The 23,042-nt window shown below is 65.0% G+C and carries 23 protein-coding genes; 14 read left to right on the top strand and 9 right to left on the bottom strand.

Annotated elements, in window-relative coordinates; genetic code table 11:
• Positions 1-11: 11 nt before the first annotated feature.
• The 4 genes from RHOSA_RS25750 (at position 12) to RHOSA_RS0111080 (ending at position 4,491) form a co-directional block, all read left to right on the top strand.
• Positions 12-566 (top strand): sodium:solute symporter family transporter, encoded by a 555-nt coding sequence (locus RHOSA_RS25750; protein ID WP_244880632.1) that lies wholly within the window; start codon positions 12-14, stop codon positions 564-566.
• A gap of 90 nt (positions 567-656) precedes the next feature.
• Positions 657-2,489, top strand: coding sequence for a DUF294 nucleotidyltransferase-like domain-containing protein (locus tag RHOSA_RS0111070; RefSeq protein WP_027288716.1), 1,833 nt, complete (start codon positions 657-659; stop codon positions 2,487-2,489).
• A 71-nt stretch (positions 2,490-2,560) separates the two neighbouring features.
• The gene (locus RHOSA_RS0111075; protein ID WP_027288717.1) at positions 2,561-3,085 is read left to right on the top strand and encodes a hypothetical protein; all 525 of its coding nucleotides are present in this window, start codon (positions 2,561-2,563) and stop codon (positions 3,083-3,085) included.
• Positions 3,085-4,491: a 3'-5' exonuclease gene (locus RHOSA_RS0111080; protein WP_027288718.1), complete on the top strand. Its 1,407-nt coding sequence runs from the start codon at positions 3,085-3,087 to the stop codon at positions 4,489-4,491. Before RHOSA_RS0111075 ends, RHOSA_RS0111080 begins: the two co-directional genes overlap by 1 nt.
• A 64-nt stretch (positions 4,492-4,555) precedes the next feature.
• Here RHOSA_RS0111080 and RHOSA_RS0111085 read toward each other — a convergent pair whose 3' ends face one another.
• The 3 genes from RHOSA_RS0111085 to RHOSA_RS0111095 form a co-directional block, all read right to left on the bottom strand.
• The gene (locus RHOSA_RS0111085; protein WP_027288719.1) at positions 4,556-5,656 is read right to left on the bottom strand and encodes an alkene reductase; all 1,101 of its coding nucleotides are present in this window, start codon (positions 5,654-5,656) and stop codon (positions 4,556-4,558) included.
• Between the two features lie 91 nt (positions 5,657-5,747).
• The gene (locus RHOSA_RS0111090) at positions 5,748-6,356 is read right to left on the bottom strand and encodes a TetR/AcrR family transcriptional regulator (protein WP_037256117.1); all 609 of its coding nucleotides are present in this window, start codon (positions 6,354-6,356) and stop codon (positions 5,748-5,750) included.
• A 125-nt stretch (positions 6,357-6,481) separates the two neighbouring features.
• The gene (locus RHOSA_RS0111095; RefSeq protein ID WP_242468792.1) at positions 6,482-8,440 is read right to left on the bottom strand and encodes a PHA/PHB synthase family protein; all 1,959 of its coding nucleotides are present in this window, start codon (positions 8,438-8,440) and stop codon (positions 6,482-6,484) included.
• A gap of 147 nt (positions 8,441-8,587) precedes the next feature.
• Between RHOSA_RS0111095 and RHOSA_RS0111105 the strand changes: the two genes are divergently transcribed.
• The 4 genes from RHOSA_RS0111105 (at position 8,588) to RHOSA_RS21975 (ending at position 12,320) form a co-directional block, all read left to right on the top strand.
• The gene (locus RHOSA_RS0111105) at positions 8,588-8,863 is read left to right on the top strand and encodes a hypothetical protein (protein WP_027288723.1); all 276 of its coding nucleotides are present in this window, start codon (positions 8,588-8,590) and stop codon (positions 8,861-8,863) included.
• Between the two features lie 200 nt (positions 8,864-9,063).
• Entirely contained in the window at positions 9,064-9,585 is a 522-nt protein-coding gene (locus RHOSA_RS0111110; protein ID WP_051432058.1) for an Hsp20/alpha crystallin family protein, read from the top strand.
• 98 nt (positions 9,586-9,683) lie between these two features.
• Positions 9,684-10,106 (top strand): phasin family protein, encoded by a 423-nt coding sequence (locus RHOSA_RS21970; RefSeq protein WP_037256120.1) that lies wholly within the window; start codon positions 9,684-9,686, stop codon positions 10,104-10,106.
• A 1,020-nt stretch (positions 10,107-11,126) separates the two neighbouring features.
• Complete coding sequence (locus RHOSA_RS21975) at positions 11,127-12,320, top strand: putative sulfate/molybdate transporter (protein ID WP_051432059.1); 1,194 nt, start codon at positions 11,127-11,129, stop codon at positions 12,318-12,320.
• 53 nt (positions 12,321-12,373) lie between these two features.
• Here the strand turns inward: RHOSA_RS21975 and RHOSA_RS0111125 are convergent, their stop codons facing one another.
• The gene (locus tag RHOSA_RS0111125; protein WP_027288725.1) at positions 12,374-12,583 is read right to left on the bottom strand and encodes a TOBE domain-containing protein; all 210 of its coding nucleotides are present in this window, start codon (positions 12,581-12,583) and stop codon (positions 12,374-12,376) included.
• A 119-nt stretch (positions 12,584-12,702) separates the two neighbouring features.
• On the opposite strand from RHOSA_RS0111125, the gene RHOSA_RS0111130 reads away from it, so the two are divergent.
• The 3 genes from RHOSA_RS0111130 to RHOSA_RS0111140 all read left to right on the top strand — a co-directional run bounded on the left by RHOSA_RS0111130 (position 12,703) and on the right by RHOSA_RS0111140 (position 15,681).
• Positions 12,703-13,767, top strand: coding sequence for an iron ABC transporter substrate-binding protein (locus RHOSA_RS0111130; RefSeq protein ID WP_037256134.1), 1,065 nt, complete (start codon positions 12,703-12,705; stop codon positions 13,765-13,767).
• Between the two features lie 79 nt (positions 13,768-13,846).
• Positions 13,847-14,899, top strand: coding sequence for a FecCD family ABC transporter permease (locus RHOSA_RS0111135; RefSeq protein ID WP_437123667.1), 1,053 nt, complete (start codon positions 13,847-13,849; stop codon positions 14,897-14,899).
• Positions 14,896-15,681, top strand: a complete 786-nt coding sequence (locus RHOSA_RS0111140) for an ABC transporter ATP-binding protein (RefSeq protein ID WP_027288728.1) — start codon at positions 14,896-14,898, stop codon at positions 15,679-15,681. Before RHOSA_RS0111135 ends, RHOSA_RS0111140 begins: the two co-directional genes overlap by 4 nt.
• Here RHOSA_RS0111140 and RHOSA_RS0111145 read toward each other — a convergent pair whose 3' ends face one another.
• Positions 15,682-16,434: a sulfite exporter TauE/SafE family protein gene (locus RHOSA_RS0111145; protein ID WP_027288729.1), complete on the bottom strand. Its 753-nt coding sequence runs from the start codon at positions 16,432-16,434 to the stop codon at positions 15,682-15,684.
• Between the two features lie 21 nt (positions 16,435-16,455).
• Positions 16,456-17,742, bottom strand: coding sequence for an ankyrin repeat domain-containing protein (locus RHOSA_RS0111150; RefSeq protein WP_027288730.1), 1,287 nt, complete (start codon positions 17,740-17,742; stop codon positions 16,456-16,458).
• A gap of 48 nt (positions 17,743-17,790) precedes the next feature.
• On the opposite strand from RHOSA_RS0111150, the gene RHOSA_RS0111155 reads away from it, so the two are divergent.
• Positions 17,791-18,063, top strand: a complete 273-nt coding sequence (locus tag RHOSA_RS0111155; protein WP_200372037.1) for a peroxidase — start codon at positions 17,791-17,793, stop codon at positions 18,061-18,063.
• Positions 18,064-18,208: 145 nt separating this feature from the next.
• Here RHOSA_RS0111155 and RHOSA_RS0111160 read toward each other — a convergent pair whose 3' ends face one another.
• Together RHOSA_RS0111160 and RHOSA_RS0111165 are read right to left on the bottom strand one after the other, a co-directional pair.
• A complete protein-coding gene (locus RHOSA_RS0111160) occupies positions 18,209-18,928 on the bottom strand; it encodes an HAD family hydrolase (protein ID WP_037256138.1) in 720 nt (239 codons plus the stop codon).
• Positions 18,929-18,933: 5 nt separating this feature from the next.
• Positions 18,934-19,572, bottom strand: coding sequence for a class I SAM-dependent DNA methyltransferase (locus RHOSA_RS0111165; protein WP_027288733.1), 639 nt, complete (start codon positions 19,570-19,572; stop codon positions 18,934-18,936).
• Positions 19,573-19,805: 233 nt separating this feature from the next.
• Here RHOSA_RS0111165 and RHOSA_RS0111170 point away from each other — a divergent pair, with 233 nt between their 5' ends.
• The gene (locus RHOSA_RS0111170) at positions 19,806-20,720 is read left to right on the top strand and encodes a choline/ethanolamine kinase family protein (protein WP_156092700.1); all 915 of its coding nucleotides are present in this window, start codon (positions 19,806-19,808) and stop codon (positions 20,718-20,720) included.
• A 10-nt stretch (positions 20,721-20,730) separates the two neighbouring features.
• Here RHOSA_RS0111170 and RHOSA_RS21980 read toward each other — a convergent pair whose 3' ends face one another.
• The gene (locus RHOSA_RS21980) at positions 20,731-21,573 is read right to left on the bottom strand and encodes a DeoR/GlpR family DNA-binding transcription regulator (RefSeq protein WP_081728664.1); all 843 of its coding nucleotides are present in this window, start codon (positions 21,571-21,573) and stop codon (positions 20,731-20,733) included.
• 396 nt (positions 21,574-21,969) lie between these two features.
• On the opposite strand from RHOSA_RS21980, the gene RHOSA_RS0111180 reads away from it, so the two are divergent.
• Positions 21,970-22,953, top strand: a complete 984-nt coding sequence (locus RHOSA_RS0111180; RefSeq protein ID WP_242468791.1) for an ABC transporter substrate-binding protein — start codon at positions 21,970-21,972, stop codon at positions 22,951-22,953.
• Positions 22,954-23,042 lie beyond the last annotated feature (89 nt).

Genomic DNA, 23,042 nt, shown 5'->3' on the forward strand with positions numbered 1-23,042 from the left:
TTGCGGCTGCCTTGTCGACTGCCGCTGGCTTGTTGCTGGCGATCTCGGGAGCTGTCTCCCACGACCTTGTGCGCGGGGCGATCAACCCGAACATCAGCGAGCGGGGCGAATTGATGAGCGCCCGGATCGCGATGGCGGCGTCGGTCCTGGTCGCCACGTACCTGGGCCTGAACCCGCCAGGGTTCGCGGCGGAGACGGTCGCGCTCGCCTTTGGTCTGGCCGCGGCGTCGATCTTCCCGGTGCTGATGATGGGCATCTTCACCAAGCGGGTGAACAACCGCGGTGCGGTCGCGGGGATGCTTACCGGTCTGATCTTCACCCTCGGCTATGTGTTCATGCACAAGGGGTGGCTGTTCATCCCGGGCACGAACCAGTTCCCGGACACGGTGGACGGCTCGCTGCTGGGCCTGAAGTCCACGGCGATCGGAGCGGTTGGCGCGATCGTGAACTTCGCGGTGGCGTTCATCGTCTCCAAGTCGACCGAAGACACGCCGCAGGAGATCAAGGATCTGGTCGACAGCGTCCGCTCACCCCGAGGGGCAGCGGAGGCTCAGGCCAATCACTGAGCCGAGCGTCTGATACCGGCGTCGACGGGCCGGAACCTTCCGGGTTCCGGCCCGTCTTTTCTTGAGGATGGATCGCGACGGGAGGCCCGGATGACCGAGGCGGCCGGATTGTCGGAAGACGGGGTGCTCGCGTTTCTGCGCTCGGTTCATCCCTATGACAGTCTGGATGATGCGATGCTCGCCGATCTTGCCCGGCGGTTCGAGCAGCACACGTACGCAGCCGGGCAACAGATTTATGCGCTGAACGATGCTCTGCCGGGCCTCTACCTGATCAATGCCGGCGAGGTGGAGGTGCGCGACGCCAACGATGCCCCGGTGTCGCTGCTGGGCCCGCGTAACTCGTTCGGCGAGCGCGGTCTGATGCGCGACGGCATCGCGGTCACGACGGCCAAGGCGGTGCGCGACAGCCATATCCTGCTGCTGCCGCGCGGCGACTTCGACGCGTTTCTGCGCCATCACGCGGTGGCCCGGCGTTTCTTCGATCGCTCCGGACGCTCCCGGCGCGACAGCGACGATCTGGGAACCTCGCGGGTGTCGACGTTGATGGCTGGCGAGCCGGTCACCTGCACTCCTGACACGTCGGTGCGCGAAGCCGCGGGTCAGATGGCCGAGCGCCGGATTTCCTCGCTGTGCGTGGTCGAGAACGGCAGGCTGGTCGGCATCCTCACGGTCCGCGATCTGACGAACAAAGTGCTTGCCCGCGATCTGCCGAGCGATACGCCCGTGCGCGACGTGATGACCGCCGATCCGCTGCATCTGTCGCCGCGTGCGATCGGGTCCGACGTCCTGCACGCAATGCAGGAGCGCGGCATCGGCCACGTGCCGATCGTCGAAGATGGCAAGCTACGCGGTATCGTGACCCAGACCGACCTGATGCGCTTCCAGGCGCTGTCGTCCGCCACGCTGGTGCGCGAGGTCGCCACGGCCGGCAGCGCGGCCGAGATGGTTCCGGTTACCGCGCGTATCCCCCAGTTGTTGGCCCAACTGGTCAGCCTAGGCCATCGCCACGAGACGATCACCCGGCTGATCACCGACATCGCGGATGCGGCAACCCGTCGGCTGCTCAGCCTGGCGGAACAGGAGCTGGGGCCGCCGCCGGTCCGCTATCTCTGGCTCGCTTGCGGCAGTCAGGGCCGGCAGGAGCAGACGGGCGTGTCCGACCAGGACAATTGCTTGATGCTGGACGATCGCGTGCGCGAGGAGGACCTGGCGTATTTCGACCAGCTCGCCCGCTTCGTGAGCGATGGGCTGCATATGATCGGGTATGTCTACTGCCCGGGCGAGATGATGGCGACCACGCCGCGCTGGCGCCAGCCGGTGAAGGTCTGGCGTAGCTACTTCCGGGACTGGATCGACACGCCGAACCCGGAAGCGCAGATGCTGGCCAGCGTGATGTTCGATCTGCGCCCGATCGGCGGCGATGTCACGTTGTTCGAGGGGCTGCACGAGGAGACGTTGCAGCGGGCACGCCAGAACAGCATCTTCGTCGCGCACATGGCGTCCAACGCGCTTAAGCACACACCGCCACTTGGTCTGCTGCGCGGTTTTGCGACGATCCGTTCCGGCGAGCACAAGCGCCAGCTCGACCTTAAGCTTTCCGGCGTGGTGCCGGTGGTCGACCTAGCGCGCATCTATGCGCTGAAGGGCCGGCTCAAGCCTGTGAACACGCGCGCGCGTTTGGAAGCGGCAGCCGAAGCCGGCCTGATCAGTCAGAGTGGCGGCGACGATCTGCTCGCGGCCTATGATACGATCGCCGAGACCCGGCTACGCCATCAGGCCCGCCGGGTCGAGCAGGGCGAAAAACCGAACAACTATATGTCGCCCGAAGATCTGCCGCATCTGGAACGTAGCCATCTACGCGATGCCTTCGTGGTGGTGAAAGGGTTACAGTCCACCCTCGGCCACGGCCGTAGCGTGGGTTAAAGTCTGAAAAGCAGTAGACGGCCAAGTGCGCGACAAGATGCGCTGGCCCTCTGGGGAGAGTGCGTAGTTACATGTTGCTGGAATTGATCGCGACCGTCACGGCGGGCGTGGGCGCTGCCGGCGTTGCCATGCTGCTGCGCTATCTTGTGCGCGGGCGCGTGGGGCGTTGGGTCGTCCCGGTTTTCGCCGGACTGGGGATGCTCGGGGTGACCATCGCCAACGAGTACACCTGGTACGATCGGACGCAGGAGAACCTGCCCGCCGGGGTAGAGGTAGCCCATACCCATCAGTCGCAGGTGATCTACCGGCCCTGGACCTACCTTCACTCCTATGTCGACCGTTTCGTTGCGATCGATCGGGCGTCGATCCGCACCCACCCGAACCGACCTGAACGGCGTATCGTCAAGCTGCTGTTCTACGGCCGCTGGTCGCAGCCGCGTGAAGCCACGGTCGTCGTCGATTGTGCCCGCGATCTCCGCGCGCGTCTGACGCAGCAGGCCCGTTTCGGTCCGGACGGTGGGATCGCGAACGTCAAGTGGCGTAAGGTCTCTACCGACGATCCGGTGCAGCGCGCGAGCTGCGCGGAAAGCTCGTGATGTCCACGCGCCTCGGCCTGCGGGTGCGGATCTTCCTGCTGTTCGCACTGCTGGCCGGGGCGAACGTGCTCGGTGTCGGGGGCGGGTTGGTGCTGGGCTATCGCTACGCCGATGCGCCCGAAGCCTGGAACGGCTTTCTTGCCGCCGGCATTCTGTCGGCCTTCGCGATCGCGGGGCTGAGTGTGGCGGTCTGGCTGTTGTTTGATGAAAACGTCGCCAAACCGATCCAGCGGCTGGCCTGTCAGTTGCGCGCCAAGGCACACGCGGGGGCGGGGCAGCTTTCCGATATCGACGCGCGCTATTTGGGTGATCTTGGGCCCGCAGCTCAGGCGATTGCCGAGCGGCTGGGGGAGGGCGGCCTGCAGGCCGACATTGGGGAAGCGGCCGGTCGGTTGCAGGCGGAGCGGGAGTGGCTGACTGCGTTGTTGAGCGAGATTCCCGTCGCCGTCGTCCTGATCAGTCCGTCCGACCGGATCGTGCTGTACGATGCGCAGGCCGGGGCCATCCTGGCGCAGATCGCGCCACCGCGGCTTGGGGCACCGATCTACGATTATTTCGACCGGTCGGCCATCGAGGCCGCGCGCGGTGAGCTTGTGTGGCGGGATCGGGAGGTTGCGTTCGATGCCCCGGCCGTCCACGGGGATGTGCGTGTTGGGGTGCGCCTGAAGTCACTGGCGCGCGGGTTCGGCGAAATGTTGATCCTGGAGCCGCGGGACGTGCCGCTGTCGCCCACCAAGGCGCGACCGCTGGTATTCGATTTCGAACTGCTGGAGCGCCAGGGCGATGGGCCGCTGGCCGAGCGGGGGCTGATCGAGGTGCCCTATGTCGTATTCGACACCGAAACCACCGGCTTGCAGATGGACCGGGACGAGATCGTCCAGATCGCGGCGGTCCGGGTGGTCAACGGCCGTGTCGTGGCTGGGGAGGCCCTGGACACGCTCGTTGACCCGAAACGTCCGATTCCACCCCGGGCCTCGCGGGTGCATGGGATTACCGACGATCAGGTCACGGGGGCGCCTTCGGTCACCACGGCCGCAGCGCAGCTACATGCCTTCGCGCGGGAGGCCGTGCTCGTTGCCCACAACGCGCCGTTCGACCTTGGTTTCCTGAAACGGCGGGAAGCGGCGATCGGTGCCCGCTTCGACCAGCCAGTGGTGGATACGGTATTGCTGTCGGCGATCCTGTTCGGGGCCAATGAGGCACATAATCTGGATGCTTTGTGTGCTCGCCTCGGGATCGAGATTCCGGCCGAGCGTCGGCATACCGCCGCCGGCGATGCCGAAGCGACGGCCGCGGCCCTGTGCGCAATGCTGCCGATGTTGCGCGGACAGGGCTTCACCACGCTGGGTGACGTCCTGCGGGAGACGTGCAAGTACGGTCGTCTGCTACAGGATCTGAATACCTGAGCCCGGAGACGCCCCCCACACACCGGTTTCGGGTGCGCGAGGGGCCGGTTGGAAAGAAATTGGGTCAGGCCGCGTGACTATCCGCCAGGAAACGATAGTCGGTATAGCCTTCGGCGCCACCGCCGTAGAAGGTGTCACGGTCCGGGGTGTTGAGCGGTGCATCGCGCCGGAGCCGCTCGACCAGGTCCGGGTTGGCGATGTAGGGCCGGCCGAAGGCAATCAGATCGGCCTTGCCACTCTCGACGGCGTCGATTGCCAGCTGTCGGTCATAGCCGTTGTTGGCTATATAGGCGCCGTCGAACCGCTGGCGCAGCGCGGCGTAGCTGGCGCCCTCCGGTAGATCGCGGCTGCCGCCGGTCTCCCCTTCAATCAGGTGGATGTAGCCCAACCCAAAACTGTTGGCGACGTCGATCGCGGTGCCGAAAGTTTCCATCGGCGTGCTGTCGGCGACGTCGTTGAAGTTGGAGAAGGGGCTGAAGCGCACGCCCACGCGGCCGGCCGGCCAGACCTCAGTCACCGCTTCCAGAACTTCCCGCAGGATGCGCACGCGGTTTTGGATGGTGCCGCCGTACTGGTCGGTGCGTTGGTTCGGATGATCGCGCAGGAACTGATCCAACAGGTAGCCATTGGCAGCGTGCACCTCGACGCCGTCGAAGCCGGCTTCCCGGGCGTTGCGAGCGGCAACGCGGTAGTCCTCGACGACCCTGGGGATCTCGTCCGTCTCCAACGCGCGTGGCGTGGAGGTCTCGACGAAACCGTTGCCGTCGAAGGTGTAGGATTGCGCCGCCACCGCTGTCGGGGCGACGGGCGGCTGTCCGTTCGGCTGCAGCGAGGTGTGCGAGATTCGCCCGACGTGCCAGAGCTGCAGCACGATGCGTCCGCCCGCGGCGTGCACCGCGTCGGTAACCTGACGCCAGCCGTCGATCTGCTTTTGCGAATGGATGCCTGGCGTCCAGGCGTATCCTTTACCTTCCGGGGTGATCTGCGTGGCCTCGCTGATGATCAGGCCGGCGCTGGCACGCTGGCTGTAGTAGGTGGCGTGTAGGTCGAAAGGCTCGTTGGTCTCGTTGCGCGCCCGGTTGCGGGTCAGGGGCGCCATGACAACCCGGTTGGGCACCTGGATGTCGCCCACGGTCGTCGGGGTGAACAGCTTTGGTGTGGTCATCGGTCGTCTCCGTTCGGTTTGGCTAAGTTATGGACTGTTTGGTCCAAAAATAGGCCCACGTCGTTGCCGTTGGATGAAGGCTGATACGCTGTCAGCCGGCCGGAAGCAGGCCCTCCGCCTGGTCCAGGGCCCGGGCAATCTGATCGCCTGGAACGCCCGCCTTGCGCAGCGTGATCGCGCCGATGGTGATGGCCACCACGGCACGCGCCCGGTCTGCGACCGTCTCGTGCGCTTCTCCTGGCAGGGCCGGCGCGAGGTTCTGGGCAATCAGTCCCTCGATCCGGGTGAGGTGTTGCTGCACCACCGCTTGGACCTCGGGATCGTTGCCGGCCAGCTCGGTGATGCAGTTGACCAGCAGGCAGCCCCGACAGCCGTCCTGCGTGTCCACCATCGACCGGATCATCGCCTGCACCGCCGCGCGCGGAGTCTCGGCGCTCCGGGCGACGGTGGTTAGATCGGTTACGCTGCGATCGGTGTAGGCGCGTAGGGCTGCGAGCAGACAGGCGTGCTTGGCGCCGAAGCAGCAATAGAAACTGGACCGGCTCAGGCCCATTGCCTGGGTTAGGTCATCCAGCGAGGTCGCCTCGTATCCCTGTCGCCAGAACACGTCGAGCGCCGCCGCCAGCGCAGCCTCCTTGTCGAAGCTGCGCGGGCGTCCGGGGCTCGCGACGTGTCGGTCGGACGGGGCCAGTGGGGTCATGTTTGGGATATTGGACTGATCAGTTCAGAACACAAGACCCATCAAGGTAGTCAAAAAGACATTGCCCAAGGCGAGTCGATCGGTTCGAACGGCTCCGCCGCTCAAGCAACGGATGTGTCGCCGGATCAGCGTTCGAACACGTAGCTGCCAGGCGCCGGTTCGTGGGGTGGGTAGCCGGCTGCGGCATTACCGATCTCGGGCGGTGGCATACGTCGTGCGCCAGAGTGCTCGGCAAGCCAGTGATGCCAGGCCGGCCACCAGCTGCCGTCGACGACCTCTGCTTGGCCAAACCAGACTTCCGGATCGCGGTAGGCGTCGGTGCTCCCGGTTGTATGTATCCGGTAGTACCGCCCGGGGTGTCCAGGTTCGCTGACAATTCCGGCGTTGTGCCCGCCGCGGGTCAGCACGAAGGTGATCTGAGTGTCGCTCAGCAGGTGCAGCTGGTAGACCGACCGCCAGGGGGCGATGTGATCCGTCTCAGTGGCTACCGCGAAGATCGGTGCGCGGATGTCGGGCAGTGCGACCGGCCGCTCGTTAACGCAGTAGCGGCCGTGTGCGAGCTCGTTGGCGAGGAATAGCTGGCGCAGGTATTGGGCGTGCATCCGGTAAGGCATACGGGTTGCGTCCGCGTTCCAGGCCATCAGGTCGTTGACCCGGTCGCGTTCGCCCAGCAGGTACTGGCGCACCATGCGCGACCAGATCAGGTCGCTGGAGCGCAGCATTTGGAAGGCGGCGGCCATCTCCCGCGTCTCGAGGTAGCCCTTGGCCCACATCGTGTCCTCGAGCAGCGAGACCTCGCTTTCGTCGATGAACAGTTCCAACTCGCCCGGTTCGGTGAAATCGACCTGGGCCGCGAACAGGGTAAGGGAGGCGAACTCGCGTTCACGGTCACGGGCCATGCGCGCCGCTTCGATCGACAGCAGGGTCCCGCCGATGCAGTAGCCGACTGCGTGGATGTCGTGGTTTGGCACGATGGCCTGCACGGCCTGACGTGCGGCGGCGATGCCGAGGCGTCGGTAATCCTCTAGCGAGAGTTCGCGATCCGCGGCGGTCGGATTGTGCCAGGAGATGCAGAAGACTGTGTGCCCCTGGTCGACGAGGTAGCGGATCAGCGAGTTTTCCGGCGACAGATCGAGAATGTAGTACTTCATGATCCAGGCCGGCACGATCAATACGGGCTCCGGGTGCACGCGCTTCCGGGTCGGGTGATACTGGATCAACTCGATCAGACGGTTGCGGAACACCACTGTTCCCGGTGTTACCGCCACGTCCTGCCCGGGGCGGTATCGTTCCGTGCCCTCCGGCGCGGCCCCGGCCTGCTGGCGTTGAATATCGGCGATCAGGTTCTCCCATCCCCGGATCAGGTTGGCGCCGCCCTGGTCACGGGTTTTTTCGGCAACCACCGGATTGGTCCAGGGAAAGTTCGACGGCGCGACGGTGTCCAGCATCTGACGGGCCATGAACTGGACACGCCGCTCGTGCGCCGGCGCGACGCCGTCGACGCTGTTGGTGGCGTTCCACCACCATTGCTGGGTTAGCAGAAAGCCCTGGTAGAGAAGATCGTACGGCGCGTTCTGCCACTCTGGCTCTTTGAACCGCCGGTCACCCGGAAGCGGCTGGATGCACGGCGGCGTATCGGGATCGCCCACGCGTTGCCAGGCGTAGGTCATCAAGCGGGTCGTCTTGCGCAGCGCCTTGACCTGCAGTTCCAGGTGCTTGCCGGGCGACAGCGTGAGGTGGAACAGCCAATCCGCAAGCGCGAGCCCGAGCGAGGGCGGCGATATGTTGCCGGTCCAGGTGGCCAGATTGGCCCGCAACACCCGGTCCAGCACGTCGGTACCTGGCGGCAGGGGAACCATCGTCCGGGCCCAGGGGGAGTCGTCGCTGCTCATCGGGGGTGGGGGCAGGGTCGGCTCCACCGAGGGCGCCTGCCGCCTGCGCCGGGCTGGTCGCGCGCTGCGCGAGCCGCCCGGATGTGCTTGTGCGTCGGGCGCGGATTGAGCGGTCTTGCGCGGTTCGCTCGTAACCTCGTGCGCAAGCCCCTCGGGGGCGCCGCGATCATCCGGCGATTTTTCGTCATTCATATCGTGGCCATGTCCCAGATGCAGGATCTGCTACCAGCTTGTGGGCCACTGCGCCGGCAAAGCGTTGATCGTGGACAAAACAAGGGACTCACGACCCTACAGCAGACGGTGCTATTCTGATCCGTGGCGCTGGATGGGAGGTGCGCCATGTTAACTTATCAAGACGTGATGGAACTGGCCGAGCTTACCGAAGACGAGATTCACGCAATCGCCGAACACGAGGGCGTGCCTGAGATCTGCGCAGCGGAATTCGGCTACTATCTGTGCCACACGCCGGACGGCGTGCCACGGATCAAGCACTTCATCCTGGACGATATCGCCGCAGCACGGGCGCGTGGAGACATGCAGGAGGTGCTGAAGCTGCGTGCGGTGTTGGCGCATTTCGCCCGCACGCATCCCGAGGCGGAACCTGCCGGCAGATAACCAACGGCGACGTGCAGCAGGAGTGTCCGGGTAGGGGGCTACTTCGATGTACCCCTAAAGAGGATTGGCAACTTTTAATCGGAGTCAATCCAGTGGGCCGGTACTTCGGTCAAACTGTCCGGTGCTGACGGTCGTCCCATCGCAGCGATTGGCGCGGCCGTCAGCCATTGGCCACAAGGCGTTCTGTGGGAGGGCATGATATGGCCGATACGGAAAGCAAGCTGCAGGCACGTCCGCGCGAGACCGCGCCGGAGACCAGTTGGATCAGCCCCTTCTTTGACTTGCGTCGACGTATGGAGAGTCTGTTCGACGATATGCTGACCGGTGGGGCGGTGCCGTCGCTCTCCGGCGGCGAGGCTTGGCCAGCCGCCTTCGCCGGCGCCAATGGCGCGGACATTCGCTTCGAAGTGCGTGAAAGCGACAAGGATATCGAAATTACGGCCGAACTTCCGGGGCTGAGCCCGGAGGATGTGAACGTCGAGCATACCGATGGTGTTTTGACTGTTTCTGGTGAAAAGACCACCGAGCGGAAGAGCGAAGATAAGAACGTCCGCATGAGCGAGCGGCGCTATGGCACCTTCCGCCGGGCGTTTTGCCTGCCGGATACGGCTGATGCCGACAAGATTTCAGCGCGTTTCAAGGATGGCGTGCTGACGATCGCCGTTCCCAAGGCGCCGGAGAGCGCTGCCAAAGCGAGTAGGATCACGATCAACCGGGAATGACCTGCAGAGATGCTGGGGGCGTACCGCCTGGCATCTGCGACTACCCGTCATTTCCACTTTTCTCGGCACTCTCAAGCTAGACGAAAGGAAGGCGTGATATGGCGACACGCAAGTCTGAAAGCCAGCAGACAAGTGACGCCGCGGCGATGATGGCACCGTTCCAGGATACGATGACCAGCATGCAATCTCAGGTGGCCCGGATGATGACCGGCAATGCGGAGCTTGCACGGCGTTGGATGGATGGCTGGTCACGGGTGATGACGGAACTGATGGACTTCTCCGGCCGGCGGTTGCAGGACAATCTGGACACGCTGGAACGCGCCGCGCGATGCAATGATCCGGGCGAGGCCTTGCGCATGCAGATGTCGGGTCTGGAAAGCACGGTCCGCGTCTACGCCGACGAGGCTGGGCGGATTTATGATTTGTGCAGCAAGACCGGACAGGAATGCATGGACGCCTTTGACGATAACGGGGATGCGGCCGGGACGAAGCCTTCGCCCAGCCGGCATGCGGCCGAGTAGCGGACGTTCATTTCCGTCGGCAGCAGTTATTTGCTGTTGGCGGAGGGATTTGTACGCGCGCTATGACCCAAGGGTCGCGATCGTTTTGCCTTGGCCGCGTAGCAGCCACGCCAGCTCACCGATGACGGGAGTTGGGCTGGCATGCTGCGCGGCATCTAGTTCAGACCGTTCGGGTGGGGTGGTCCATCGATCCCGGGTTGGCGAGTGTCTCCACCGTTCGCATTGTGACTGATCCTTTGGATCAGTTGGACGAACCAGGCTCGGGTTTCGGGCTCGCTGATTTTTTCGATCCGGGCGATTTGACGAAGACTATATCCGGCTAGGAGGCGTCGAAGCAGTCGACAGTCCTGGTGGGGTAGGCGTTTCATGGGAGTGCCCCTGATGCCTAAAGGAAGATGTATCCGTTGTTAAGCGGCGGCCCCGGAGATCCGCTATGCCCCGTGAAGTGCCGCAGCAACCTCTTGCTCGAACTCGATGACCTAGGGGATGCCGGGCTATTCCCTCTCGAGGGTAAAAAAAAGCTGTGCGCTGTCGCATAGACCATAACGTTCGCGTCTCCGGCTAAGTCCACACGCCCATTCCCACTGCTAGAGTCATGCTGATCCGTGATGATGGGCCTGGCGCGACAAGTCCGGTAGTCTGCTGGCTGTTTTCATGCCTTTCTTACGCTGACCTTCTCAGCTTAGGGCCGAGGGTATGCCCTCCGGGGGTGGGCAGCATTGCGGATTATCAAATGACAATCATTTCATGTTGCTTGGCTATGACGGAGATCACGATACGGGTGAGGCGTTGTGTATCGCTGGCGGCACGGACGCAGACAAGTCAGTGCGTTGTCTCACGACAGCAGCGGGACCCTGCGTGATTTGCGGGGCGATCGTGCTGATCGTTTCCTGACTTGCCGGTTCCCTGAACGAGCGCTACCGTTTCGGTCCGCATGTTTTTCATAATGCGACAGAATTATGGAATATGTGCACTCAAGAACATATTTATGCAGAACACGGCAACGGTTGTAGCGAGGAGATGCCGCAGGACCGAGAAGACGCCCACTGGTCGCGGGAATTAAGCGGCGCATTCGGCGATCTGGGCACTTTCCTGCCGCACGTCGTGGCCGCGCTGAGCGTTGTCGGCATGGCGCCGTTCGGCGTGTTGGCCGGTTTTGGTCTGTTTTACATCGCAACCGGGTTGATCTATGCGCTGCCGGTGGCGGTGCAGCCAATGAAGGCCGCTTCGGCGGCGATCCTGGTCTCCGACATGTCTCCGGGCAGTGTGGCAGCGTGCGGACTGATCGTTGGACTGGTGTTTTTGGCGCTTGGCGTGACCGGGGCGATCGGGCGGTTGGCGCGGATCGTTCCGGATGCGGTGGTGAGCGGCTTGCAACTCGGTCTCGGCCTGACGCTTGCGCTGCTGGGTCTGCGGATGATGCTGACCGACTGGGTGATCGCGGTCGTGGCTGCGGGGTTGCTGGTCGCCTTGCTATGGGTGCCGCGGTGCCCGGCCGCGCTTGTTGCGCTTGCCGGCGCGACGGGGGTGGCGGTAGTGCGCGATGGCGTGCCAGCGGTATCGCTTGACCCTGGCCTCCCCAACCTTGCGCTGATCGTGCCGTCCTGGACGGACCTGTGGCGTGGATTTGAACTGGCCGCGCTGCCGCAGATTCCACTCACGTTGACGAACGCGATCATCGTCACGGCGACGCTGAGCGGCACGTTGTTCGCAAAACGCGCGCACCGGGTAACGCCGCGCAACCTGGCGCTCACCACCGGAGCCGCGAACTTGTTACTGGCCCCGTTGGGTGCCTATCCGATGTGTCACGGCGCCGGGGGCATGGCCGCGCACCATCGCTTCGGCGCGCGTGGGCGCGGCGCCCCGCTGATCATGGGCAGTTGTTGTCTCATCTTGGCGGGATTGGTCGGGGGCGAGGCGCCGGCCCTGCTCGCGCTGGTACCGGAAGCGGCGGTGGGCTGCCTGCTTGTCGCGACAGGCTGGGAATTGGCGAGTGCCTTGCGCGCCCGTGCCCAGCCGTTGGTGAACTGGCCGATTCTGGCGGCCACGGCAGCCGCGACACTAGCGGTGAACGCCTTTGCCGGCTTCGTCCTTGGCTGCTTGTTGGCTTGGCTCTGGCCCTGGGTGCGGGGTCGGCTGTCCGGGCGGCCAAGCGGTACGCACTCGGGCGCAGCACAGCGCTATGAGACGACCGACGCCTTCAAGACTTCATGACCGCCCAGCCCGCAGACCCGCCGATAAGCGCGCTTGCCAACGGCAGCCAGCGGTCAGTCGGTTGCCAGCATGACGTCGCTGGCCTTGATCACCACGTTGATCGGCTTGCCTTCGGCCACGCCGAGTTCCTCCGCAGCTTCCAGGGTGATCGAGGAGGTGATGACGTTGCCGCCGCCAATGTCCACCTTGACCGTCGCGGTGACCATGCCGCGCTTGATCTCCTTCACGGTACCGCTGAGCGTGTTGCGTGCGCTGATCGCCATCGAAAGGCTCTCCCATGTCCATGCGTTCGAGGTCGGGGCCCGGGATCACATCAACCGCTGTGATCTGGCCTCATTGCGGTGTTTCGTTCCGGAAGGTTTGTAAAGGTTTGCGCGGTGCATTGGCAAACCACACGGCATGGGCCCTTGTCGTCACCGGGTTGCTTGCGACAGGTGCCTTCGCGGCAACCGCGGCCGGCGCACAGCAGCGCAATTTTACCGACGACGCCGGTCGTACCGTGCAGTTGCCAGGCCAGGTGGACAGCGTCTACCCAACCGGCCATCCGGCGTCGATCCTGCTCTACACTCTAGCGCCGGAAACGCTGGCCGGTTGGACGCGCACGCTGCCATCGGACATGCAGGGCCTGATGCCGGCGCGTTATCAGGAACTTCCGGTGATCGGCCGACTGTCGGGACGGGGGGATACCGCGAACCTGGAACGTGTGCTGACGCTCGCCCCCGATGTTCTGTTCGATTATGGCGCGGTACGGGAGCCCTATATCTCCGCCGCCGATCGGCTGATGGCGCAGACCGGTCTGCCGACCGTCCTGTTGGGTGGGCGTTTCGATGGGCTACCGGCGTCCTATCGCAAGCTGGGTCAACTGCTCGGCAAACCAGCGCGGGCGGACCGGTTCGCATCCTATGCTCGGGAGACGCTTGCCCTGGCCAAGCGGATCCGCGAGCAGGTTCTGGAAGCCGAGCGACCCAGGGTCTACTACGGCCGCGACGCGGATGGATTGACGACTGCGTTCGCGGGGTCTTTGAACGCGGAGATCCTGTCGCTGGTCGGTGCCCGCAACGTGGCGGACGATACCGACGAGCCGGGCCTGGGCGCGGTCAACCTGGAACAGATCCTGGCCTGGAACCCGGAGGTGATCGTCACCATCAATCCGGCGTTTTATGACAGCTTGCAGGACCCCGACGGCGTCTGGTCGCAGGTCCAGGCCGTGCAACAGGGTCGCGTCTATCTGGCGCCCGAACGTCCGTTCGGCTGGTTCGACCGGCCGCCGTCGGTCAACCGCTTGATCGGGGTGCGTTGGCTGCTGCACCTGTTCTATCCAGAGCGCATGCCCGGCAGTTTGCGCGGCGAGGTTGTCCGTTTCTACGAGCTGTTTTACCACGTCAGCCCAAGCGACACCCAGCTCGACCGCCTGTTGGTCACCGCGATGCCGGAGGAGCGGCGGTGAGGCGTTTGTCGAAGGTGCGATGGGGCCGGCATCCCGCTATGTTGTCTAGCCGGGCAGCACGTTTCACCGAGGATAGCGGATGGCCGGCATGACCGCCGAGGCTCCCTTGGCCGGCGGCGTGCCGCGGTGGGTGGTGGGCTATCTGCTCCCGGCACTGGGGATCGTCGCGCTGGTCTTGCTGTCGTTCGCGATCGGCAAGTTCCCGGTTGCGCCGGGGGAGCTCGTGCAGGTTGTCGCGGCCAAGCTGTTCGGTGGCGCGCACGGTCTTCCGGACACGTATGAGGCCGTGGTCTGGCGCATCCGCTTGCCCCGGATCGCCACGGCCTGCTTGGTCGGGGCCGGGTTGGCGGCGGCAGGGGCGACCTACCAGGGGCTGTTCCGCAACCCGCTGGTCTCGCCGGATATCCTGGGCGTTTCCTCCGGCGCGGGCTTTGGCGCGGCGCTGGCGATCCTGATGAGTTTGCCGGTGGTGGCGGTGCAGGGGATGGCGTTCGTGTTCGGCCTTGTCGCGGTCGCGGTGGTTTACGCGATCGCACAGCTGGCCGGTGGGCGGCACGAGCCGTTGCTGGTGCTGGTGTTGGCCGGTGTGGTGGTGGGCGCGCTGTTTTCCGCGGCGATTTCGTTGATCAAGTACGTCGCCGATCCCTACGACCAGCTGCCGGCGATCGAGTTCTGGCTGCTTGGCGGGCTGTCCGGCGTGCGTCTGATGGACATTCTGCCGGTCCTGCTCCCGGTTCTGATCGGTCTGGTACCGCTCGTGCTGCTGCGCTGGCGGCTCAACGTGCTATCGTTGGAGGATGAGGAGGCCCGCGCACTTGGCCTGCGTACCGGGCCGTTGCGGGCGCTGGCGATCGCCTGCGCCACCCTGATGACCGCTGCGGCTGTATCCATCGCGGGCATGGTTGGCTGGGTCGGGCTGATCGTGCCGCACATCGCGCGCATGCTGGTTGGTCCCAGCTTTGTGCGGCTGCTTCCCGCAGCGATGCTGATCGGTGCGGCCTATCTGCTGGCGGTCGACAACATCGCGCGCACGGCTGCCGTGATCGAGATTCCGCTGGGCGTGCTCAACGCCTTCCTTGGTGCGCCCTTCTTTCTGTTCGTACTCGCCCGGGCGCGGCGGAGCTGGCAATGACGCTCACCGCCCGCGAGCTTGCCATCGGCTATGGAAAAACGGCGGTCGGTCGTGATCTCACGCTCGACCTTGCACCCGGTGAACTCGTGATGCTTCTGGGGCCGAACGGGTGTGGCAAGTCCACGCTGTTCAAGACGCTGCTGGGGCTGATCCCGGGACTGGGCGGCACGGTCACGCTGGACGGGCAGGCTCTGGAGGAGCTGAGCCGGCGGCAGTTGGCGCGCGGGCTCGCCTACGTGCCGCAGGCCGCGGGCGGTTTCTTCCCCTTCACGGTGGTGGATACGGTGCTGATGGGGCGGACGGCGCACCTTGGACCATTCGGAGCGCCCGGCGCGCGGGATCGGGCCGCGGCGGCACGGTCCCTCGACCGCCTTGGCCTCCAGGATCTAGCTGAGCATCCGTTCACACGCCTGTCGGGCGGGCAGCGGCAGATGGTGCTGATCGCCCGGGCGCTGGCGCAGGAGACGCCCTACATTGTGATGGACGAGCCGACCGCCAGCCTGGACTTCGGCAATCAGGTTCGGGTGTTGGCGCAGGTGCGTGCGCTCAAGGCCAGCGGCACCGGCCTGATCCTGGCCAGCCACGACCCAGATCAGGCGTTGCGTCTGGCCGACCGGGTGCTGGTGATGGCCGGCGGACGGATCGCGGCGTCCGGGCCGCCAACAAACGTGTTGACCGGTGATCTGCTCAAGCAGGTCTACGGTGTCGATGCGGCAGTCGCGGAGGTCGTCGCAGAAGGGCGGACGCTCGGGCGCACCTGCTTTCCGCTCCCCGGCGGTTGATCAGACCAGCGTCCAGGCGGCCCGTGCCATCAGGTAAAGTCCTACCAGCAGGAGCGCGGTCAGCAACACCTGTCGGAAGCGCGCTTCCGACAACCGGCGGCGCAATCCTTCGCCAAGCCGCATGCCGGCGAAGGCCGGTATCACTGCCAGCACCGACAAGAGGGCAAGGTCGGTCGACAGCAGGTGATTGCCGCCCAAAGTCAGGCCAAGCGTGATCGTCGCGGAGAGGAACAGGATACCCATTGCTTGGATCAGCTGGTCGCGCGGCAGTTGGATCGCCTGCAGGTAGATCACGCACGGCACCAGGAACGCCCCGGTCATGCCGGTTAGAATGCCGTTGATCCCGCCCACCAGCGGTGCGGTCCAGCGTTCGTGCCGCCGGGCCAGGACCGGCCGCCAGCCCGCCAGCGCCGATCCGGCGTAGACCACCAGCAGTAGGCCGAGCAATCCGGACAGCAGGTCCATATCCACGCGCGTCAGGGCGGTTGCACCAAGCGGCACTAGCGCAACGGCCGCGATCAGATAGGGCCATAGACGCCTGAGAATGGTACGCGCCTGGCCACCGCGCAGGGCTTGGCGGGCATTGCTGGCGAAGGCCGGCACTAACACCAGCGCCATCGCGGTATGCAGATCGCTCGCAAGTGTCAGCGCGGCGAGGCCAATGGTCGGCATGCCCAGCCCCACCAAGCCCTTCACGATCCCCGCGCAGACGAAGACCAGGACGGCAACAAGAAGCAGGTCAGGATCGGTCATGGGAGTCTTGTTGTTCGCAGGCTAGTTTGCCTGCTCCAGAAGCCGCAGAATCTCGGTGTCGCCTAGCATCTGCGCAGCCTTCTGCGGGGTCCAGCCGTCTTTCGCCTGGGCCGTTGGGCTGGCGCCGGCGTCCAGTAGCCGGTGTACCGCACCGGCCGCGCCGCGGTTGGCCGCCCACATCAGCGCGGTCGACCCATCAGCCCCCGGCTGGTCGGGATCGACGCCGGCGGCGAGCAAGCGGTCGACCAGCTGCGCGTCGCCCAGCTTCGCCGCGCGGGCGATCGGCGGCAGGCCATCGCGGCAGCGCGTGGTCAACACCTCGTCTTCGCCGGTCGCGATCAGCTGGTCGACGCTCTGCCGCGCGCGGCTGTCGATCGCCAGGCAGATCGCTGTGTTGCCCTTGGCGTTTTGGATCGATGGATCGGCTCCTGCTTCAAGCAGCCGATCGAGGGCGGCCGTCTGGCCGCTGGCGGCGGCCAGCATCAACGCGGTCTCGCCGGAGGTGTTTTGCCGGTCCACCCTGGCTTCGGCCGCGAGCAACTGGTCCACCATCGCGAGCGAGCCGGTGCGGGCGGCCGCCATCAGGGGCGTGAAACCGTCATGTGCCGCAACGTCCGGGGCGGCGCCGGCCTGAAGCAGCGTGTCGGCGATGCTGGCGGCCAAGCCGAACGGCGCGCTCGCCGCATTGATCAGCGGCGTGTTGCCATCGGCGTGGTCCTGGACGTTCGGGTCGGCACCGTGGTCGAGCAGAGCGACCACCGTGCGGTCGGCGCCCCGGCGTGTGGCAATCAGGAGGGCTGTGTTTCCGTACTTGTCCTCGCGCAAATCGGTCGCGGCGCTGGCATCAAGCAGGACCCTCGCAACGTCGCCGTGCCGACCGTAGGCTGCCTGCATCAGCGCGCTCCAGCCGTCGCCGCTGCGCCCGTTTACATCGGCTCCGGCCTTCAGCAACAGGGATGCCAACTTGGCGTGACCATGGTCCGCGGCGACCATTAGCGCCGTACGCCCGTCGGGGCGGACGCGCGCGTTCGGGCTTGCCCCGGCCTTGAGCGCTGCGGCGGCCCTACCGGGTTTGCCGGCCGCGACAGCTTCGATCAGGTCACGGTCGATCTGTGCTTCGAACGACGTTGCGCTATCGTCTCCGAGCACGGGCGTCGCAAGCGCTATGAGGAAGGTGATCAGCAATAGGATAAGACCGCGCCGCGCGGGCGCGGGTCCGCGTGCGCTCGGATGGGTCGCGGTCGAAGTCAGGAAGGCTGGCGACGTCATGTTGTTGGGCACGGCTTCACCAAACAGGTCTGGGATCATGTTCCTGGTGAAGCCATAGCAGGAACGCCAACCGTTTTGGGACTTTCTATGAGCCCATTTGTACGGCGGGCTATGCTTGCCGCGAACGCCAACTGGGATGGCTCCCAGTGCGGGGGCTTCACCGATCGTCCGGAGACCCTGAGCAACGACTTCTTCGCGAACCTGCTGGACCTTGGCACGAAGTGGCAGGCCGCCGACGAGAACCGGGATGTGTTCGAGGTCCACGGCGCCAACGACGGCGAGGAGAAGTTCGTTCAGGACTTCGTGGCGGCGTGGAACAAGGTCATGAATCTGGACCGTTACGACCTCAAGCAGGTGTAGTCGCTTGCACCCCATGGCATGCGCAAAGCAGCCGTTGGGGCGGATGAGCTGACCGAAAACCCGATAGGGGCCTGCGCTCTACCGGGCTTTTCTTACCTGTGATGCCGCGATCGAGAGCGTTCGTACCCTGGCGACGGCTAGGCGCTCATCGGCCCTGATCCAGCCAGGGTTCAAGCGCGTCGATGCTGGGCAAGACGGTGTGCGCTTTGGTAGCCAGTTCCGCCTCGCTGCCCGTACCGGTCAGCACGCCAAGCGCCGCGGCGCAGCCGGCGGCTGTGGCCATCTCCATGTCATGCAGGTTGTCGCCGACCACGATCACCTCGGTGGGGGCGAGCCCGGTGGCCGCGCAGAAGCCCCAGACCATCCCCGGTTCCGGCTTGCCGCCGAAACCGCTGTCATAGCCGGCAACGAACAGCCCGTCCGTGTCAATGTCGAGCCGGGCGAGGGTGGCACGGGCAGCCTGGGCACCGTCGCTGGTCGCCACCCCGAGCGCGAACCCCCGAGCGCGCAGCCGATCGAACAGGCCGGCCACGTTGGTTACCGGAACGGCATTGCGTGCGCCTTCGGCGAACGCGGAATCCATCTGCTGGCTCAGGTCGTCGAGGGCAAAGTCCGCCCCCGCCTCGATCCAGGCCTGCGCGATCTCACGCGTGTGGGAGGCGGCGAGTAAACTACCGCCACGCACCCGGTCAGCGGCCGGATCGTGCCCGCCGATTTCGAGCAACCGGTGGGCAAGCGTCGGGTCGCCGCGCGCGGCGATCTCGGCGACCCGGCGGTTGATCGGTGCCCAGGTCGCTTCGTAATCGACCAGGGTGCCGTCCTTATCAAAAAGAATGCCGCGAAGCGCGGTCCGGTCGGGCGTCATATAGCTCAGCCAACGACCTGCAGAACCAGCGCGCGGCTGGTGGACTGACCTTCCTGGTTGGGCATCGACAGGTAGCTTGGCGTGGTTTCGATCACATGGCAGCGGCCGTCCTTGACCAGCTGCTCCAGATGGTCCTTGAAACCGCTGTCCCAGAGCTTGTCCTTCACCGTCGTAATGATGTGGCCTCCCTTGCGCACCACGCGCAGCAGGTCGTCCAGACCATGGGGATCGGCATGGCCGATCGTGAAGACGCCCGCGCACACGCAGGCGGCGAAACGGGCGTCGGGGTAGGGCAACGGTTCGCCGCCCAGCGCCGCCTTTTGAAGGTCGTCGTAGACGCCGCGTTGTTCGGCCCGGTCCAGCATGCCCTGCGAGACGTCGCAGCCGAACACTTCTTTGTAGCCCAGGATCTTCAGCCATTCGCCGACCAGGCCCGTGCCCTGACCGGCATCCAGGACGCCGCCGGCGTGCGCCGGAACGTGCCGGGTTAGCAATCCGACGCAGATCATCGGATGACGGTAACCAGCCTGCAGCATGCTGGAATCGTAGTCGGCAGCCCAGTCATCGTAGGTTTTCGCAATCTGATCGACCGACTGTGCACTGTAAACGTCGTTGAGCTGGTCGACTTGATTGGTATTGGCCATGATTCTCTCCTGGTCGATACAGGACGATCCGGGCCGTGCGGCAGCTCCGCAGCCGCCGGATCGGAACCTGTAAAGTGTGGGGTTGCCGATGAAGCTTCCATAGAGTACCACAAAAAACCACAAAAACCTACATCGGATCGGCCAAAAGCCGAAACCGAAGCCCTGAAAATGGCCCTCACGCGCCGCTGACGGCTATCAGGATCGCATATTTTGGACAGGGAGTGCAGACGGCCATGGATGATCTCGCCGGCTATTTTGCTCGGATTCCCGAACTCAAAGACCTGCCCGCAAGCAAGATCCAGGCGGAGCGTCTGGGCGGGCTGACCAATCTGGTCTACCGGATCCAGACACCTGATCGGGACTATGTGCTGCGGGTCGCGGGGCCGGGTACGGAGAGCTTCATTGACCGCAAGGTGGAGGCGCACAACGCGCGTGCCGCGGCAGCCGCCGGCGTGTCACCGGAGGTGTTGTTCGTCGACGAGTCTGACGGATTGATGCTGATGCCGCACATCCCGGCGACCACGATGAGCCCGGAGTCGTTCCGCACCACCGAGGGGGCGCCGGCCCGCGCCGGGGCAGCGTTCGCCCGGCTGCACGACAGCGGCCAGACATTCGAATTCCGCTTCGAGCTGTTCCAGATGATCGATGGCTACCTGAAGCTGCTGGGGGATCTCGGTGCGACCCTGCCGGAGGGCTACCATGACGTTGTGCGGGAGGCTGAAGCGGTCCGCGAGGTGCTAGATGCCAAGCCGGCCGAGCTCGCGCCCTGTCACTGCGATCCGCTGTGCGAAAACTTCCTGGATAGCGGGGAGGCGATGTGGATCGTCGACTGGGAATACTCGGGCATGAACGATCCCCTGTGGGATCTGGGCGACCTCTCGGTCGAGGCCGGCTTCACCCCGGAACAGGATCTGGAGATGATGCGTGCCTACCGCGGCGGCGAGGTTTCGGAGGCCGACTTCGGCCGCATGGTCGTCTACAAGGCGATGTGCGACCTGCTGTGGACCCTGTGGGGGCTGATCCAACACGCGCAGGGCAATCCGGCGGAAGACTTCTGGGCCTACTCGATCGAACGGTTTGAGCGCTGCAAGATTCTGATGGGTCAAGCCGAATTTGCCGAGCGTCTGGCGGCCGTGCGGGCCGGGTGAGCTGACCCGATTAGTCCGGCGCCGTCAGAGAATCATCGCCGGCATCGAGATCCGTGCCGTCGTTCTGGTCAAGCGGAGGACGGCCGGTCTCGTCGGCGACCAGCAAGCGGACCTCGTTCTCGCGCAGACGCTTGAGGAAGGGTTCCGGTGGCCGACGATCGGTGATCAGGGTGTCGATGCGCTGCAGGTCGCAGACCTTAACCGGCGCCTGATGTCGGAACTTGCTGGCGTCGGCGACCGCGACCACCTGGGCGGCCTGATCCAACACGGTCTGGCAGAACTCCGCCTCCTGCAGGTGAAAGTCCATCACGCCGCCGTCGCTGTGCAGCGCGCCGACCGAGATGACGGCGTAGCGGGTGCGGAACCGGCGGACGAAGTCATAGGCTGTCTGCCCGAAGGTTGCGCCGTCATCGCCGCGTAGCTCGCCGCCGGCAAGGTAGATCTTGTTGCCCTTCTTGGCATTGGCGAGCGTGCGCGCGATGTCGGCGCTATTGGTGACGACGAACAGGTCGGTGTGATCCTTCAGCGCCCGCGCTACATAGGCGGTCGTGCTGCCGGTATCGAGCATCAGAGAATCGCCGTTGGCAATCAGTTCCGCGGTCTTGCGGGCGATCGCCCGCTTGGCCGTGGCGTTCTGTTGCATGCGGCTCTGGAAACCCGGTTCGCGGTTGAGGTCCGGCAGCATGACACCGCCGTGCACGCGCTCGACCAGTCCCTTGCTGGCCATCGCCTTGACGTCACGGCGTACGGTTTCGTCGGAGACCCTCATGCTGCGTGTCAGCTCGCTGACAGTGGCGGAGCCATGGGTGCGCAACACTTCCAATATGGCGTTCTGTCGGGCGGCGCGGTGCACAGCGGCAATCTCCTTCAACCTCGAGTCGTCGCGCAATTATAGCTGCCTGCATGTGTGCACAACAGCCCGAAACTGTGGAGTTTTGTGGAAATCAGTTGACAGCTAGGCCTGCTTGCCCGCTTACTGGCCTGGGGCGTGCGCCGACCTATCGGGCGATGCGATCAGATCGCGGCCAACTAAAACTTTCGGCAGCGCAAATCCGTCGCCCCCGACATTGGGGTGACGCTCAATCGTACCAACGCCTTGCGACGTACGCCAAAAGACAGCGCGCCAAACGACACCCGCCGGGCGCATCCTGATCGAATGGCCGGCTGTTCCGGCCGCATAAGACCCGACGCATCGTAGCCGATCGGGCATCAACACAAAGACAAGCAGTTACAGGGAGACCGGAAAGACATGCACTCCGCTTTCAGCAAGCTGGCCGGCCGCACGGCGATGCTCGCCGGGGCCACGGCGATTGCCCTGTCGGCCGCGCCGATTTCGGCGGACGCCGCAGACTATCCGGAGTCCGACGATCCGATCCGGATGACCATCCACGACTGGACCGGCCAATACCTGACCACCCACATCATGGGCAGTGTGCTGGAGGAAATGGGCTACAACGTGGAGTACGTGCAGGCCGACTATCTTGCCCAGTTTGCCGGGCTTGAATCCGGTGACCTGCATGTCGCCATGGAGATCTGGGAAACCACTGGCAAGGACGCGCTCCAAGCCTCGCTCAAGACCGGCGACACCGTTGACCTTGGCGAGACCGGCATGAAGGCCATCGAAGAGTGGTGGTATCCCAGCTACGTCAAGGAAGAGTGCCCCGGTCTGCCGGATTGGAAGGCGCTGAACGATTGTGCGGAACTGTTCGCCGCGCCCGAAACTCACCCCAAGGGACGCTACCTGGGTGGCCCGGTCACCTGGGGCGGCAAGGACGACGAGCGGGTCGAGGCGCTTGGCCTGGACTACGAGGTCGTGCACGCCGGCACCGACGCCGCGCTGTTCGCTGAACTGCAGTCCGCGATCCAGCGCAAGGAGCCGATCCTGGCCTGGGTCTATACCCCGCACTGGGCACCGATCAAATTCGAGGGCGAGTGGGTCGAGTTCCCGCGCTACACGAAGGAGTGCTACGAGGACCCGAGTTGGGGCGTGAACCCGGACATGGCCTATGACTGCGGCAAGCCACGCGGTTGGATCAAGGCCGTTGGTTGGGCCGGTGGTGAAGAGAAATGGCCGGCTGCCTACCAGGCGATCCGCAACTTCGAGATCACCAATCAGCAGATGGGCGAGATGATCGGCAAGGTCGATCTCGACGGCATGCCGCCGGAAACGGTGATCGACCAATGGATGCAGGCCAACAAGGATACTTGGCAAGCCTGGATCCCGGCGGAGTAGGCGTCGCTTCCCGCCTACTACCGACCGGTAAGGCGGCGGCCGGACCCCTCGCGCGGTGGGATATCCGGCTCAACCCGGAACGCCTGCTC

Origin of the sequence: Rhodovibrio salinarum DSM 9154, from assembly GCF_000515255.1 — a bacterium.
In the GTDB taxonomy this organism is placed as follows: domain Bacteria; phylum Pseudomonadota; class Alphaproteobacteria; order Kiloniellales; family Rhodovibrionaceae; genus Rhodovibrio; species Rhodovibrio salinarum.

What these genes read in the sequence shown, in the direction of transcription:
- RHOSA_RS0111160 (WP_037256138.1), bottom strand. Translation starts at nt 18,928, where the DNA reads ATGACGCCCGACCGGACCGCGCTTCGCGGCATTCTTTTTGATAAGGAC.
- RHOSA_RS0111110 (WP_051432058.1), top strand. Translation starts at nt 9,064, where the DNA reads ATGGCCGATACGGAAAGCAAGCTGCAGGCACGTCCGCGCGAGACCGCG.
- RHOSA_RS0111070 (WP_027288716.1), top strand. Translation starts at nt 657, where the DNA reads ATGACCGAGGCGGCCGGATTGTCGGAAGACGGGGTGCTCGCGTTTCTG.
- RHOSA_RS0111180 (WP_242468791.1), top strand. Translation starts at nt 21,970, where the DNA reads ATGCACTCCGCTTTCAGCAAGCTGGCCGGCCGCACGGCGATGCTCGCC.
- RHOSA_RS0111090 (WP_037256117.1), bottom strand. Translation starts at nt 6,356, where the DNA reads ATGACCCCACTGGCCCCGTCCGACCGACACGTCGCGAGCCCCGGACGC.
- RHOSA_RS0111080 (WP_027288718.1), top strand. Translation starts at nt 3,085, where the DNA reads ATGTCCACGCGCCTCGGCCTGCGGGTGCGGATCTTCCTGCTGTTCGCA.
- RHOSA_RS0111125 (WP_027288725.1), bottom strand. Translation starts at nt 12,583, where the DNA reads ATGGCGATCAGCGCACGCAACACGCTCAGCGGTACCGTGAAGGAGATC.
- RHOSA_RS0111170 (WP_156092700.1), top strand. Translation starts at nt 19,806, where the DNA reads ATGGATGATCTCGCCGGCTATTTTGCTCGGATTCCCGAACTCAAAGAC.
- RHOSA_RS21975 (WP_051432059.1), top strand. Translation starts at nt 11,127, where the DNA reads ATGCCGCAGGACCGAGAAGACGCCCACTGGTCGCGGGAATTAAGCGGC.
- RHOSA_RS0111140 (WP_027288728.1), top strand. Translation starts at nt 14,896, where the DNA reads ATGACGCTCACCGCCCGCGAGCTTGCCATCGGCTATGGAAAAACGGCG.
- RHOSA_RS0111165 (WP_027288733.1), bottom strand. Translation starts at nt 19,572, where the DNA reads ATGGCCAATACCAATCAAGTCGACCAGCTCAACGACGTTTACAGTGCA.
- RHOSA_RS21970 (WP_037256120.1), top strand. Translation starts at nt 9,684, where the DNA reads ATGGCGACACGCAAGTCTGAAAGCCAGCAGACAAGTGACGCCGCGGCG.
- RHOSA_RS0111095 (WP_242468792.1), bottom strand. Translation starts at nt 8,440, where the DNA reads ATGAATGACGAAAAATCGCCGGATGATCGCGGCGCCCCCGAGGGGCTT.
- RHOSA_RS0111075 (WP_027288717.1), top strand. Translation starts at nt 2,561, where the DNA reads ATGTTGCTGGAATTGATCGCGACCGTCACGGCGGGCGTGGGCGCTGCC.
- RHOSA_RS0111135 (WP_437123667.1), top strand. Translation starts at nt 13,847, where the DNA reads ATGGCCGGCATGACCGCCGAGGCTCCCTTGGCCGGCGGCGTGCCGCGG.
- RHOSA_RS0111105 (WP_027288723.1), top strand. Translation starts at nt 8,588, where the DNA reads ATGTTAACTTATCAAGACGTGATGGAACTGGCCGAGCTTACCGAAGAC.
- RHOSA_RS0111150 (WP_027288730.1), bottom strand. Translation starts at nt 17,742, where the DNA reads ATGATCCCAGACCTGTTTGGTGAAGCCGTGCCCAACAACATGACGTCG.
- RHOSA_RS0111085 (WP_027288719.1), bottom strand. Translation starts at nt 5,656, where the DNA reads ATGACCACACCAAAGCTGTTCACCCCGACGACCGTGGGCGACATCCAG.
- RHOSA_RS0111155 (WP_200372037.1), top strand. Translation starts at nt 17,791, where the DNA reads ATGAGCCCATTTGTACGGCGGGCTATGCTTGCCGCGAACGCCAACTGG.
- RHOSA_RS0111145 (WP_027288729.1), bottom strand. Translation starts at nt 16,434, where the DNA reads ATGACCGATCCTGACCTGCTTCTTGTTGCCGTCCTGGTCTTCGTCTGC.